11 protein-coding genes, 2 tRNA genes, 1 other RNA gene and 1 pseudogene are annotated in these 14032 nt (G+C 62.0%); all 15 read right to left on the bottom strand.

The annotated features are described in order from the left end of the window. Positions 1 to 434 (bottom strand): annotated as a pseudogene (locus tag JN12_RS16805) (IS1380 family transposase); the annotation flags it as partial. A gap of 296 nt (positions 435 to 730) precedes the next feature. After that, positions 731 to 2152 (bottom strand): Ni/Fe hydrogenase subunit alpha, encoded by a 1422-nt coding sequence (locus tag JN12_RS16800; RefSeq protein ID WP_145024867.1) that lies wholly within the window; start codon positions 2150 to 2152, stop codon positions 731 to 733. Between the two features lie 9 nt (positions 2153 to 2161). Then, positions 2162 to 2692 carry an NADH-quinone oxidoreductase subunit B family protein gene (locus tag JN12_RS16795; protein ID WP_145024865.1) on the bottom strand — a complete coding sequence of 177 codons (531 nt, stop codon included), beginning with the start codon at positions 2690 to 2692 and terminating at the stop codon, positions 2162 to 2164. Further along, complete coding sequence (hoxU, locus tag JN12_RS16790) at positions 2682 to 3392, bottom strand: bidirectional hydrogenase complex protein HoxU (protein ID WP_145024863.1); 711 nt, start codon at positions 3390 to 3392, stop codon at positions 2682 to 2684. Before hoxU ends, JN12_RS16795 begins: the two co-directional genes overlap by 11 nt. Then, on the bottom strand, positions 3380 to 5044 hold the full coding sequence (locus JN12_RS16785; RefSeq protein WP_145024861.1) for a NuoF family protein: 1665 nt from the start codon (positions 5042 to 5044) through the stop codon (positions 3380 to 3382). The genes hoxU and JN12_RS16785 overlap by 13 nt, the downstream gene beginning before the upstream one ends. Beyond that, a complete protein-coding gene (locus tag JN12_RS16780) occupies positions 5041 to 5547 on the bottom strand; it encodes an NAD(P)H-dependent oxidoreductase subunit E (protein WP_145024859.1) in 507 nt (168 codons plus the stop codon). The genes JN12_RS16785 and JN12_RS16780 overlap by 4 nt, the downstream gene beginning before the upstream one ends. A 126-nt stretch (positions 5548 to 5673) precedes the next feature. Next, positions 5674 to 6261: a GTP-binding protein gene (locus JN12_RS16775; protein WP_145024857.1), complete on the bottom strand. Its 588-nt coding sequence runs from the start codon at positions 6259 to 6261 to the stop codon at positions 5674 to 5676. A gap of 22 nt (positions 6262 to 6283) precedes the next feature. Next, positions 6284 to 6775 carry a roadblock/LC7 domain-containing protein gene (locus JN12_RS16770; RefSeq protein WP_145024855.1) on the bottom strand — a complete coding sequence of 164 codons (492 nt, stop codon included), beginning with the start codon at positions 6773 to 6775 and terminating at the stop codon, positions 6284 to 6286. A gap of 143 nt (positions 6776 to 6918) precedes the next feature. Beyond that, complete coding sequence (gene nifJ, locus JN12_RS16765) at positions 6919 to 10509, bottom strand: pyruvate:ferredoxin (flavodoxin) oxidoreductase (RefSeq protein WP_145024853.1); 3591 nt, start codon at positions 10507 to 10509, stop codon at positions 6919 to 6921. 54 nt (positions 10510 to 10563) lie between these two features. Further along, positions 10564 to 11157 carry a recombination mediator RecR gene (recR, locus tag JN12_RS16760; RefSeq protein ID WP_145024851.1) on the bottom strand — a complete coding sequence of 198 codons (594 nt, stop codon included), beginning with the start codon at positions 11155 to 11157 and terminating at the stop codon, positions 10564 to 10566. A 211-nt stretch (positions 11158 to 11368) separates the two neighbouring features. Then, positions 11369 to 11683 carry a YbaB/EbfC family nucleoid-associated protein gene (locus tag JN12_RS16755; protein ID WP_145024849.1) on the bottom strand — a complete coding sequence of 105 codons (315 nt, stop codon included), beginning with the start codon at positions 11681 to 11683 and terminating at the stop codon, positions 11369 to 11371. 33 nt (positions 11684 to 11716) lie between these two features. Then, positions 11717 to 13450, bottom strand: a complete 1734-nt coding sequence (gene dnaX / locus JN12_RS16750) for a DNA polymerase III subunit gamma/tau (RefSeq protein WP_145024847.1) — start codon at positions 13448 to 13450, stop codon at positions 11717 to 11719. 75 nt (positions 13451 to 13525) lie between these two features. Continuing rightward, an RNA gene (gene ffs, locus JN12_RS16745) (signal recognition particle sRNA small type) lies at positions 13526 to 13624 on the bottom strand. Between the two features lie 58 nt (positions 13625 to 13682). Continuing rightward, positions 13683 to 13775: transfer RNA gene (locus JN12_RS16740), tRNA-Ser, on the bottom strand. A gap of 66 nt (positions 13776 to 13841) precedes the next feature. Then, positions 13842 to 13927 (bottom strand) — tRNA-Ser (locus tag JN12_RS16735). Between the last annotated feature and the right edge of the window lie 105 nt (positions 13928 to 14032).

Here is a 14032-nt window from a genome sequence, read left to right as displayed (position 1 = left end):
CCCGAATTGTCGAGAACGAAGCCGTCGATATCAAGAGGGATGTGACCGGTGGAGATGGCCGTCAGGGGGACTTTCGTCCTCTGCAGGAATTCGATGGAAGCCCAGGAGACAGCGGCCAGAATCCGCTTGGCGTATTCATCCATGCGCTGCCGCATGGTTCCTTCCGAGGGGATCTCCTTGTTGCCGAGCGCTTCCCGGAAGAAGTCATCGTTTCGGCACTGCTCAACGGCGACGAAATCACTTTTCCCTTGAGCGAGAAGGGCACAGTAGCTCCTGATGATGTCGATGCCGGCGATCAGATCGCCCGGGGCATCCATGACTGCCAGGGCTGAAGAGAGGGACGTGAAACGGTTCAGGGCCAGCCCGACAAGGGCGATGCCGGAGTGGGAAGTGTAGAATTCTTCGTCGGACTGTTCGATCACAAAACGCTTCATGAATTCACCTGCCGGGTGAGTTTTTATTGCGTAGCAAAATAGCTCAATTGTCAAAGAACTTCAAATGGTTACAGCGGGCAAATTTAAATTGCTGAATTTGCCGTCACGGAGTCAGGTTAGAAAGTTACTGTATGCGCAGACTACTCTGACTTCACAACACACTGGCGAGCAAAAAAGATCGCAGACAAAATCAAGAAATTAAACGTCGATTTCTTTCCGAAGCCCATCTTCCTCTCAAATTTAAGCATATCGTCCGGAGATCGGCCGACAACTTCGGCCACACCCTCATTGGCCGGTCACGGGAGCTGCTGAACGACCGAGCCGTCCGGGGCGACGAGGCGGATGCGGAGCCCCCCACTGCCGGCTGCATGGGTAGCACAGCTGATGCACGGGTCATAAGCCCGGATGGCGATCTGCAGGAGCTGACTTGCCGCCTCGGTCAGCCTGCCGCCCCGAATCTCCTGGCCGGCGATCTCCCGCACGGCCCGGTTCATGGCCGGACTGTTCTGGACCGTGGCGATCACCAGGTTGACCCGCTCCAGCAGGCCGTATTCATCCACATGGTATTCGTGGCAGAGGGTGCCGCGGGGGGCCTCGCAGACCCCTATCCCCACCGGCTGGTTCACCTCGGCCCGGCTCCGCACCCGGCGGTCAATGATCGTCGGGTCGTCCAGCAGTTCCTGAAGCCGTTCCAGTGCCACCAGGATCTCGATCAACCGGGCGTGGTGGGCGAAGAACACGTCGTGGACCGGGTGGCCGGCTCCTGCCTGATCCCGGAAGGTCGCCAGTTCGGCATCCGCCTGCCTTGTGCCGGCACGGGCCACCAGATTGAGACGCGCCAGTGGCCCGACCCGGTAGCTGCCGTCTGCAGCACCCAGCGGCGCGTAATACGGCCCCTTCAGGTAATTCCAGTTGGACACCTCTTCGGCCACCAGTTCCGGGAACCGCTCCGGCACGGCCCCTGCCACCAGCAGCTTCCCCTTCCGGTCCATCACCGCCAGTTCCCCTTCATAGTATTCAAGCGTTTTTTCGGACGACGTCAGACCGAGGTAGAGGGTCGGCAGGCTCCCGAGGCGGCCGGCCAGCTTCAGCCCGGCGCTTATCTGCCGGAACCGCGCGATGGTCGCAGTGGCGATGGCGGTCAAGCCGGGAATCCGGCTGAGGAGCTCTTGCCGCACCTTTTCGCTGAGCGGTTCCGCCATGCCGCCGGGGATGATCCACTGGGGATGGACCACCCCGCCGCCGATCCGGGTGGCGATCTCGTGGGCGAAACGGCGCAGCTGCACCGCATGGGTGACGAGGTCGGGGTGGCTGCGGGCCAGTTCGGTGAGGGTCCGCCTGGCAGGGTCGTCCCTGAGACCGGGGATAAAATCGGGGAGGCTCAGGAAAAAGAAACTCAGGGCATGGCTCTGCACCACCTGGGCCAGGGCGAGGATGCGCCGGAGCTTGACCGCCGTTGGCGGAACGGTGAGCCCCAGGAGCCGGTCGCCGGCCAGGGCCGAGGCCAGCGCATGACTGGTGGGACAGATGCCGCAGATGCGGGCGGTGATCGCCGGCATCTCCCAGAAGCTCCTCCCGTGGCAGAATGCCTCGAACCCCCTGAACGAGGTGGAGAGAAAACGGGCATCCGTAACGGCACCGCTATCATCCAGGAAGATGTCGATCCGGGTGTGTCCCTCGATCCGGGTGACTGGGTTTATGGAGATCGTCTCAGCCATTGTAAAGCCTCAGCCAAAGGTGAGCATCTGTGGCGGCAACTGGAGGTGCGTGCCCCTGATGATGGCCGTCAGCACGGTCCTGATCCGCTCCGGCTCGGGGGGGCAGCCGGGTATGAACAGGTCGACCGCGATGACCCGGTGGAGCGGCAAAACAGCGGGGAGCAGTGCGGGAAGCCGTTCCGGCCGCCAGTCAGCGCCATAGACCTCCCGGATGATCGCCTCCCGATCGAGCGGGTTGCGCAGGGCCGGCACATTACCGGTAATGGCGCAATCCCCCAGGCTGACCACCTGCCTGCTCCTGGACCGGGCCAAGAGCGCCCGTTCCAGGTCGTGCTCCGTTCCGACCCCCCCTTCGATCAGGACCAGATCGATCTCTGAAGGGAACTCCGGTGCATCGGCAAGGGGGGAGTGGACGAGGTCGATGGCCGCGGCCAGCTCCAGCAGGAATGCGGCGGTGTCCAGCAGGCTCATGTGGCACCCCGAGCAGCCGGAGAGCCAGAGGGTCGCCACCCGGAGCCGATTTGTCCGCTCACCTTTCATGGGTCTCCCTCCAGGCCACGATGCGCGGGATCAGTTCCGGTGCCCGCTCCTTCTCGCCCCGGGCCGTCCACTTTTCGAACAGGGCACCGGTGGGGCATGACTGGACGCATTTGCCGCAATTGGTGCAGGTGTCGCTCCTGCCCCACGGCTCGTTCAGGTCGATGACGATGCGGCTCCTGACGCCCCGCCCCTGGAGGTCAAGCGTGTGGGCTCCCTCCACCTCGTCGCAGGCACGTACACAACGGGCGCACAGGACGCAGCGGCCGGGGTCCATGCCGAAGCGCTGGTGGCTGGCATCCAGGGGGAGGCGGGGGGAGAGGTAGGGATAGCGGACGTGATCGATCCCAAACCGTGCGGCCAGGCTCTGGAGTTCGCACTGGCCATTGACCACGCAGACCGAGCAGATATGGTTACGCTCGGCCAGGAGCAATTCGACGATCTGACGCCGGTAGCGCCGCAGCCGCTCGCTGTCGGTTGTCACCGCTATCCCTTCTTCGGCCGGTGTTACGCAGGCTGCCTGGGGCTTTTCCCGCCCCGCCACCTCCACCATGCAGAGCCGGCACCCTCCCCTGGCGGTTAGTCCTTCCAGGTAGCAGAGGGTGGGGAGATCAATGCCGTTCCCCCGGATCACCTGCAGGAGCGTTTCCCCTGCCCGGCAGCTCGCCAGCCTGCCATCGATGGTCAGGGTCAGGGCTGGCATGCCGCCTCCGTTGTTGCCATGGTACAGACTGCGGCCGGACAGCAGTGGTCAGCAACATGGGCCTCGTATTCGTCCCGGAAGTGGCGCAGGGTGCTCAGGACCGGGTTGGGGGCGGCGCTTCCCAGCCCGCACAGGCTGGTCTCCTGCAAGAGGTGGCAGAGCTCCTCCAACTGTTCCAGGTCGCAGGCACTGGCCAGGCCGGAGCAGATCCTGTCGAGCAGGAGCCCCATCTGCACGGTCCCGGCCCGACAGGGGACGCATTTGCCGCAGCTTTCATCCTGACAGAAGCCGATGAAAAAACGGGCCACGTCCACCATGCAGCGTTGGTCGTTCATCACGATCAGGCCACCTGACCCCATGATCGAGCCAAGCGCCTTCAGCTGCTCGTAGTCCATCGGGGTGTCCAGATGGCGGGCCGGGATGCAGCCGCCGCTCGGCCCGCCGGTCTGGGCCGCCTTGAAGGCACCGCCGGTGACACCGCCACCGATCTCCTCGACGATCTGCCGCAGGGTCGTCCCCAGCGGCACCTCGACCAGCCCGGCATTGACCAGGTCGCCGCAGATGGCAAAGACCTTGGTGCCGCTGTTCCCTGGGCTACCGACGCTGGCGAACTCTTCCCACCCGTCGCGGATAATCGTGGGGATAGTGGCAAAGGTCTCCACGTTGTTGATCAGGGTCGGGCAGCCACGCAGCCCGCGCTGGGCCGGATAGGGCGGACGGGGAACGGGGTGGCCGCGCCGCCCCATGACGGAAGCGAGCAGGGCGGTCTCTTCTCCGCAGACAAAGGCGCCTGCCCCCATCCGGAGGTCGATCCGGAAGTTGACGCGGCTCTCCAGTATCCGTCCTCCCAGGAGCTGCAGCCGTTCCGCGGCCCGGATCGCCTGCCGCAGCCGGGCCGCTGCCAGGGGGTATTCGCCCCGGACGTAGATATACCCCTGCTCCGCACCCACGGCAAATCCGGCCAGGGCCATCCCCTCCAGGACCCGGTGGGGGTCGGCCTCCATGATGGTGCGGTCCATGTAGGCGCCCGGGTCTCCTTCGTCGCCGTTGGCCACCACGTATTTCCTGCTAGCGCTGGCCTTTCGCACCAGCTCCCACTTGACGCCGGTCGGATAGCCGGCCCCGCCACGGCCTCGCAAACCGCTTCTGGTTACCTCTTCGCAGACCGTTTCCGGCAACAGGTGGTGGATCGCCCGGGACAGGGACTGATAACCGCCTCTGGCGATATAGTCCTCGATCCGTTCCGGGTCGGTGTAGCCACAGTTGGCCAGGACCAGCCGGGTCTGGCCGGTAAAGAAGGAGAGGTCGGCAGGGAGCAACCGCTCAGTCGGGGCAACGTCACCGTTAAGGAATCTGTCGACCAGTGCCGCGGCCGCTGGTGGCGTGACCCGTTCATATCGGTATTCGGTGCCGTCCCTGGTGACAACCCGCAGCATTGGTCCCCGGCTGCAAGGCCCGACGCAGCCTGTTCCGACCACCCGGATATCGGCAGCGGCACCGTGCCGGCCGATCAGCTCATCGACCGTCGTCTTGACCGCTGCGGCGCCGGCCGCCATGCACGGTGATCCCATGCAGACCGTTACCCGCAGGCGGTACTGCTGCTCCCGCTCCGCCTCGTTAAGCGCCAGCTTTTCCAGGTCTGAGGCGTTCACTTCGGCGCTCCTTTGGACAGCAACTCCTCGACAAGGGCGACGGCTGCCGCTGGAGAGTCAACCTTCACATCCCTGCCGTCAAGCAGTATCAGTGGGGCAAGGACACAGTTACCCACGCAGCGGGGAGCCGCCACGGTCAGGCGGCCGTCGCCGGAGGTCTGGCCGGCAACGATGCCGAACCGCTCCTCGATGGCGGAGAGGATCTTTCCTGACCCCTTGATGTGGCAGGCGGTTCCGCGGCAGACGCCGCAGGCATGTTCACCCTGCGGTTCCAGGGTAAAAAAATGATAAAAGGTGGCTACTCCGTACACGATGCTGGGCGGGAGGCAGAGTCCCCGGGCAATATGGGCGAGGGTCTGCCGGTCCAGATGGCCGAAGGTCTCCTGGGCAACGTGGAGCACTTCGATCAGGGTGTCACGGTCATAGCGGTGTCGCTGCATGACCCGATCGACGGCGGACCAACGGGGATCGTCCGGCACTGGAACAGTGTCAGGGGCAGGCATCTGATCCTCCCTGAGGGCGAATTTACCTTGAGTAATTATAATCCGATAATTTGATTTTGCAGGGTGAGCGAAGGAGGGAATACAAAAAAGGCGGCCCAAGGCCGCCTGTCAGCTGTCTGTGAGGAGTTATCTCCCCTTTTTCAGGTCGATGAGGATCAGCTTGGCTACTGCCTTGAGGGTCTCAAATACACCTTCGCCGGTTGCGGCACAGGCCTCGAAGTCGGGAACGCCACCGGGATTCAACTCCTGGCGGAGTTCATCCGTCGGCACGACATTGGGGAGGTCGCGCTTGTTGTACTGCACCACGAAAGGGATCTTCGCCAAGTCATACCCCTGTTCCTTCAGGTTGAAGGCCAAGTTGTCCAGCGACTCGATATTCGCCTCCATCCGCTCCTCCTGGGAGTCGGCAACGAAGACAACCCCGTCCACCCCTTTGAGAATAAGCTTCCGGGAGGCGTCGTAGAAGACTTGGCCGGGGACCGTATAGAGATGGAAACGGGTCTTGAACCCGCGGATTTCTCCGAGGGCCAGGGGAAGGAAATCGAAGAACAGGGTCCGCTCCGTCTCGGTGGCCAGGCTGATCATCTTCCCCTTGGCCTCGGGAGCGGTCTTCTGGTAGACGTACTGGAGGTTGGTGGTTTTGCCGCACAGACCCGGTCCGTAATAAACGATCTTGCAATTTATTTCGCGGGAGGCGTAGTTGATGAAGGACATGGGGCCTGTTCCTCGTCGTGAACTAGCTGAACAGATTGTCGATATCGTCGTCGGTGATCTCGGCAAAGGGGAAGTCGCTGGTGCCGCTCTTTTCCTTTTCCTCGGCCTTGGTCATGAGCCGGTCAAAAATGATGGTCAGTTCGTCCGAGGCCTTTTTGACCCGAAGCCTGACCAACCCCAGCGAAGAGCGGGCGTCGAAGAGGACTACCAGAATGACCCGGCCGCCAACAATGGAGATATGGAGATTGTCCTTTTCTCCCTCGTGGAAGAGGATGGAGAACTCCTTTTCTCCAATCAGCTTGGCCAGACCGCCGGTGGCGGCGATGTTCCCTGCGGTGAGAGAGGCCAGGGAGGTGGTGTCGAACTGCTCCACATCACCGACCCCTGAGATGAGCTGTCCGTTCTTGTCCACCAGGAAGATGACCTTGGAGTTGGATTCCCGCAGCAGCTTTTCAATTACCGCATTGATCTCCTTGAACTCCTCATCGTACATCACCATCTGGGGATACGACATGGAAGGCTCCTTGTGTAACGCACTGGTGCAGCAGAGTGTTTTTTATAACAGAAAAGGGGGCACCTAGCAAGCAAGCCCGCCGGTTTAGCAATAAAAAAAGCCCCGGCAGTTGCCTGCCGGGGCTTTAATCGTACTGAAACAAACTATTTCTTCTCGGTCGGGCAGACCGAGAAGCTGATGGACGCCATTTTCTCGTAGAGATCGAAACGACGGGTATTCCATTCGGCTGCCTGCGCCATGAGGGCTGTGGCGTGCTTCGGGTTGGCCTTCTTCAGCACCCGGTAACGGTTCTCGCCCATGGCGTACTCCTCGAACGACATGGTGGGAGTCTTGCTGTCCAACTGCAGCGGGTTCTCGGCCTTGCATGCCAGATCCGGGTTATAGCGGAACAGGGGCCAGTAGCCGCAGGCCACGGCCTTTTTCTGCTCGTCAACGGCACTGGTCATGTCGATGCCGTGGGCGATGCAGTGGGCATAGGCAATGATCAGCGACGGGCCATCAAAGGCCTCCGCTTCCATGAACGCCTTGATGCACTGGGCCGGGTTGGCCAGGGAGACCTTAGCCACATACACGGTGCCGTACGCCATGGCGATCATCCCCAGGTCTTTCTTTGGCATCGCCTTACCGCCGGCAGCGAACTGGGCCACGGCGCCCAGAGGGGTAGACTTGGAGGCCTGGCCGCCGGTGTTGGAGTAGACCTCGGTATCGAGGACCAGCAGGTTGATGTTCTTGCCAGAAGCGATGACATGGTCGAGGCCGCCGTAGCCGATGTCGTAGGCCCAGCCGTCGCCGCCGATGCACCAGACAGACTTTTTCACCAGGTAGTCGGCCAGGGTCAGGAGCCGCTTGGCAGCCGGTTCGGGGCAGGTGGCCAGCGCCTTCTTCAGACCGGCGACGCGCTCACGCTGCGCCTCGATCCCGGCCTGGGTTGACTGATCAGCACCCTTGATCTCCTGCATGGTTGACCGGAAGGAGTCGCAGGATTTGCAGCCGCAGGTGAGGAGTTGGTCGAGCAGTTCCAGGGCTGCCTCGTTGAACTTGTCCACGGTCAGGCGCATGCCGAAGCCGAACTCGGCGTTGTCCTCGAACAGGGAGTTGGACCAGGCCGGGCCGCGGCCGTCAGCTCGCTGGGCCCACGGGGTGGTGGGGAGGTTGCCGCCGTATATGGAGGTGCAGCCGGTGGCGTTGGCGATGAGTGCCCGGTCGCCGAAGAGCTGGGAGAGCAGCTTCAGGTAAGGGGTTTCGCCGCAGCCGGCACAGGCGCCGGAGAACTCGAACAACGGACGGACCAGTTGGCTCCCCTTGAGGCTGTCCAGCTTGAGCAGGGAAAGCTCGGTTTCGGGGAGGCCGAGGAAGAAGTCCCAGTTGGCCGCTTCCTGCTCGCGCAGTGGCGGCTGGAACTGCATATTGATCGCCTTGTGGTTCGGATCTTCTTTGCTCTTGGCCGGGCAGTTGTGAACGCAGGCGCCGCAGCCGGTGCAGTCTTCCGGTGCCACCTGGAGGGTGAACTTCAGCCCCTTGAGATCGTTACCCTTGGCATCGACAGCCTTGAAGCTCTTGGGTGCCTTGGAGAGGAGAGCGCCGTCGTAAGCCTTCATCCGGATGGTGGCGTGGGGGCAGACAAAGGAGCAGATGCCGCACTGGATGCAGAGCTGCTCGTCCCAGACCGGGATCTCAACGGCGATGTTCCGCTTCTCGTACTGGGAGGTGCCGGTTGGGAAGGTACCGTCGGCCGGCATCTTGGAGACCGGCACGTCGTCGCCGTAGCCGGCGATGATGTCTGCGGTCACATCCTGCACGAAGGCCGGGGCATGAGCGCCGACGACCGGCGGTTTCTTCAGGGAGCTGGTGGCCGTGGCCGGGACTTTGACCTCGAAGATGTTCTCCAGGGCGGCATCCACCGCCTTGTTGTTCATCTCCACGACCTTCTCGCCCGCCTTGCCGTAGGACTTCTTGATGGCGTCCTTGATGGAGTCGAGGGCTGTCTCCAGCGGGATGATGTTGGAGATCTTGAAGAAGGCGGTCTGCATGATGACGTTGATCCGGGCGCCCAGGCCGAGTTCCTCGCCCAGCTTGATGGCGTTGATCACGTAGAACTTGAGCTTCTTGGCGATGAGCTGCTGCTGCACCTCGATCGGCATGCTGTCCCAGATCTCGTCCTTGCTGAACGGGGAGCAGAGGAGGAAGGTGGCCCCTTCCTTGGCCTTCGAAAGCATGTCGTACTTCTCCAGGAAGGAGAAGTTGTGGCAGGCGATGAAGTCGGCCTGGTCGATCAGGTACGGGGAGTTGATCGCCTTCTTGCCGAAGCGCAGGTGCGAGGTGGTGATGCTCCCTGCCTTCTTGGAGTCGTAGACGAAGTAGGCCTGGGCGTTGTTGTCGGTCCGCTCGCCGATGATCTTGATGGAGTTCTTGTTGGCACCGACCGTGCCATCGGAGCCGAGACCGAAGAACATGGCGGAGTAGATCCCCTCGGCCGGGTTGCGGAAGGTCGGGTCGAGCGGCAGGCTGCAGTTGGTGACGTCTTCCACGATGCCGACCACGAAGTGGTTCTTGGGCCGGTCATCCTTCAGGTTGTCGAACACTGCCTTGGCCATGTTCGGGGTGAACTCCTTGGAGCCGAGGCCGTAACGGCCGCCGACGATGGCGGGGTAGCCGGCAAAGCTGGTCTTGCCGTCAGCCATGGCCTCGCCGATGGCTGTGCGGACGTCCAGGTAGAGCGGCTCGCCCAGTGAGCCGGGCTCCTTGGTCCGATCGAGGACGGCGATCTTCTTCACGGTTTTCGGCAGGGCGGCCACAAAGGCGTCGATGGGGAAGGGGCGATAGAGGTGGACCTTGACCACGCCGACCTTCTCACCCTTGGCAAGCAGATTGTCCACGGTCTCCTGGATCGTGTCGGCAGCCGAGCCCATGACCACGATGACCCGCTCGGCATCAGGGGCACCGGCGTAGTCGACCAGCTTGTACTGGCGGCCGGCGATCTTGGCGAACTTGTCCATCTCCTCCTGGACGATGGTGATCGCCCGCGGATAGTAGACGTTGACCGTCTCGCGACCCTGGAAGTAGACGTCCGGGTTCTGGGCGGTACCGCGCATGACCGGCCGGTCCGGATTGAGTGCCCGGTTCTTGTGGGCGGTCACCAGATCGTCGTCGATCATGGCGCGCATGTCGTCGTAGGTCAGCTCCTCGACCTTCTGGACCTCGTGGGAGGTGCGGAAGCCGTCGAAGAAATGGATGAACGGTACCCGGCTGCGCAGGGTTACGGCCTGGGAGATCAGGGCGAAGTCCATGACCTCCTGGACATTGTTGGAACAGAGCATTCCCCAGCCGGTGGAGCGGCACGCCATGACATCCGAGTGGTCGCCGAAGATGGAGAGGGCCTGGGCCGCGATGGCGCGGGCCGAGACATGGAAGACGGTGGAGGTCAACTCGCCGGCGATCTTGAACATATTGGGGATCATCAGCAGCAGCCCCTGGCTGGCGGTAAAGGTGGTGGTCAGTGCGCCTGCCTGCAGGGCGCCGTGAACGGCACCGGCGGCGCCCCCCTCGGACTGCATCTCGGCAACGGACGGGATGGTGTTCCAGATGTTCTTCTCACCGGCTGCGCTCTTGGCGTCGGAGATCTCCCCCATGACCGAAGACGGGGTGATGGGGTAGATGGCAATGACCTCGTTGGTGGCGTGAGCCACATGGGCGGCGGCGGTATTGCCGTCGATGGTGACCATTTTACGACTCATACGAAACTCCTCCTGTCTATGTGTGTTACCGAAACCGGAATAACTGGCCGGTGGCTACATCTCTGAACGACGTTCAAGGGCGTGGAACATGGTGGCGGCATCCACGAATTCCAGGTCGCCGCCGGTGGGGATGCCGTGGGCAAGCCTGGTTACCCGCACCCCCCGTTCCTTGATGAGCCTGGTCAGGTAGAGCGCGGTTGCTTCCCCTTCTACGGAAAAATTGGTGGCAATGACGACTTCCCGGATACCCTCACGCTCCAGGCGCTGCATCAGTTCGGCAATCCGGAGATCGCCGGGGGTGATGCCTGCCAAAGGAGAGAGGGCGCCATGCAGGACGTGGTAGCGGCCTTTGAAGGCACTGCTCCGCTCGATTGCCAGGACGTCCTGCGGCTCCTCCACCACACAGATAATGGCGCTTTCCCGCTCTTCGCGGCAGACGGCGCACGGATCATCCTCGGTGATCATGAAGCAGGTGGAGCAGAACCGGACCTTCCGGCTCACCTCCAGCAGGCTGTCTGCCAAAGCCGCAAGATTTTCGGGGGCTTTCAGGAGATGCAGGGCGAGTCGCAGTGCAGTTTTTTCGCCGACCCCCGGCAATTTTTTCAATTCACCGACCAGTCTCCCCAGAGACAAAGCTTTTTGTAGCATATATTTCATACCGATAAAACATATTTTTAGTAAATTAGTGGCATTGAAATTTAACCACAATAAAAATCATTATTTATAGGAAGTTGCATGTTTTATTTGACAGTTTACAAGAAAAATGTTTAGCCTGCCTAAAAAAATAAAGCACCCCCGGGCCGTAAAAAGAGGGGCCGCAAGGGTGCTTCGTAACGACGGTTGGCAGTGCTTGCGCGGCTCAGAACAGGCCCGGAATGCTGAGTCCGCCGGTAGCCTTGCTCATTTCCTGGCCGATCTCCGCCTGGACCTTGGTAAGGGCCTCGTTGACAGCGGCAACGACGAGATCCTGAAGCATCTCCACATCCTCCGGATCCACCGCTTCCTTCTTTATGGTAAGAGAAACCACCTGGTTCTTGCCGTTGACCAGGGCGGTTACAACCCCGCCACCGGCGCTGGCCTCGGCAGTCTTGAGCGATGCCTCCTCCTGGATCTTTGCCATCCGCTGCTGCATCATCTGGGCCTGTTTCATGATATTGGCCAAGCCTTTGGACATACTGACTTCCTCCTTTTATGTGCTGCTTCGTAATTATTCAGGCTCCCGGCACTCATCCAGCGTGCCGCCGAAGATCTCCAGGGCCGCAGCCACCATGGGGTGGCGCAGGGCCGTCTCCTTCAGGGTCGTCACCCGGGCGGCCTGGTCAAGGCTTTTTTTTTCAGCCAGGGAGATGGGGAGATGCCGGTCTTCGGTGGAGATGGGGACGATCTTCACAACGGTCGGCCGCTTGAAGAAGCTGACGGCGAGCTCCTGGAGCTGTGTATGGTAGTCCTTTTCCTTGAGCATGCTGAGTTCCAGCGAGCCGCGTGGGAAACCGATCTGCAGCCCCCCTTCATCCAGTTGCAGCGGGCTCCCCTTTTCCAGCTTGGTGGCCAGGAGCGGCCTGGTCCTCTTGACAAAGGCGACAAAGCCGGCCCAGTCTCCGCCAACCGGAGTTTCCCGCGGCCGCTCCGGTTCGGGCGGAGCTACAGTTGCCGGTTCCGCAGGACGCGGGGCCGGTTCCTGCTCCCGCCTCTGCTGGGGAGCAGCCGGCTGCTGCCGCTGGTGCACCGGCGGTGGCGACTGCCGCGAAGGGGTCGCGGCCGGGGGGGACGGCCGGGATGATGCGGTAGTGCCGCTGCCGAGGCGTGCCTCCAGGCGGTCCAGTCGGGCCAGGATCTCCCTGGCCGGGACCACGGCGCCGAGGGTGGCCATCTTAACCAGGGCCATCTCCAGAACCAGCCGCGGCATGGCGGAATGGGCACACTCGGTCTCGGCCTTCATCAGAATGGCGAGACAGCGCTGCAGCCGGTTCGCATCGCTCAGGGCGCATATCTCCCGCTGGGTTGCCAGCTCGCTTTCCGCCAGGTCGAGCAGATCAATGCCCCCCTCCACCACCTTGAGGATGAGAAGGGAGCGGAACAGGCCGATCAGTTCCTGGCAGAACTGGCGGAAATTGTAGCCGAACTCGTCCACCTGGCGCACCACCTCCAGTGCCCCGCGGGTGTCGCCGGTGAGAACGGCGCGGGCCAGATCGGCCAGGAGGCGCTGATCCACCACCCCCAGGAGCGTTACCACGTCTTCGTCCCTCACCTCGCTGCCGCAGAAGGCCAGGACCTGATCCAGCGTGGAGAGGGAGTCGCGCATGCTCCCATCCCCCTTGCGGGCCACCACGGTAAGGGCCTCGTCGGAGACGGCGATCCCCTCCCGGTCGACGATGTGGCGCAGGCGGTCAACGATGGTGGCCAGCGGGATCCGCTTGAAGTCGAAACGCTGGCACCGGGAAAGGATGGTGATCGGCAGTTTGTGGGGTTCGGTGGTGGCGAAGATGAACTTGATATGGGCCGGCGGTTCCTCCAGGGTCTTCAACAGGGCGTTGAAGGCGCTGGTGGAGAGCATGTGTACTTCGTCGATGATGAAGATCTTGTAGCGGGAGCGGGACGGGAGGTACTTGACGTTTTCGCGCAGTTCCCGGATGTCGTCGACGCCGGTATTGGAGGCACCGTCGATCTCGAACACGTCCACCGAGTTGCCGGCCGTGATCTCGGTACAGGAGGGACAGACGTTGCACGGCCGCGGGGTCGGCCCCATCTCGCAGTTCAGCGCCTTGGCGAAGATGCGGGCCGAACTGGTCTTGCCCACCCCCCGGGCACCGGTGAAAAGGAAGGCATGGGCGATCCGACCGGTCTCGATGGCATTGGCCAGGGTACGGGTGATATGCTCCTGGCCAACCAGGTCGTCAAAGGTCTGGGGACGCCATTTTCTCGCAAGAACCAGGTAGGACAAGGGGGATCAACCTCGCAACATCAGCCGTGGGTTACCGTGGGGAGAAATCAGGGGAACGTGCTTGCGGGCACAATTGATAGCTGGGCACCCCCGCGGCACACGGAGTCGATTACTGCCGCTGCTTCCTTCCGGACCTGACGGGGTTCATAACCTTCCGTTGCGCGGGACCCAGCTATCAGCTCTGCCCGCAAACGACCGACACCGCCCAGTGGGCGGTGTCTATGCGATAAGGTGGCGGAGAGAGAGGGATTCGAACCCTCGATACCGGTTTCCCAGTATACTCGCTTAGCAGGCGAGCGCCTTCGGCCTACTCGGCCATCTCTCCTCAGAAACTGTTCGATGTTCGACGTTAACAGGCTTATAACCTCGAACATCGAACTAAAATATTAATTGGCGGAGGAGGTAGGATTCGAACCCACGGAACTTTCGTTCAACGGTTTTCAAGACCGCCGCCTTCAACCACTCGGCCACTCCTCCGTGTGTTGCCGCCTCTTCCGTACCCTTGCAGAGCCCTATCTAGGGGAAGCGAAAGCAATGTGTAGCATTTCCGCCCTGTATTTGCAATACCAAAAAAATGAATCT

The sequence above is a fragment of the Geobacter argillaceus genome, from assembly GCF_007830735.1.
Classification (GTDB): domain Bacteria; phylum Desulfobacterota; class Desulfuromonadia; order Geobacterales; family DSM-12255; genus Geomobilibacter; species Geomobilibacter argillaceus.
The sequence above is the reverse complement of the archived record's forward strand: the minus strand, read 5'-3'. Positions and strand labels throughout refer to the sequence as shown.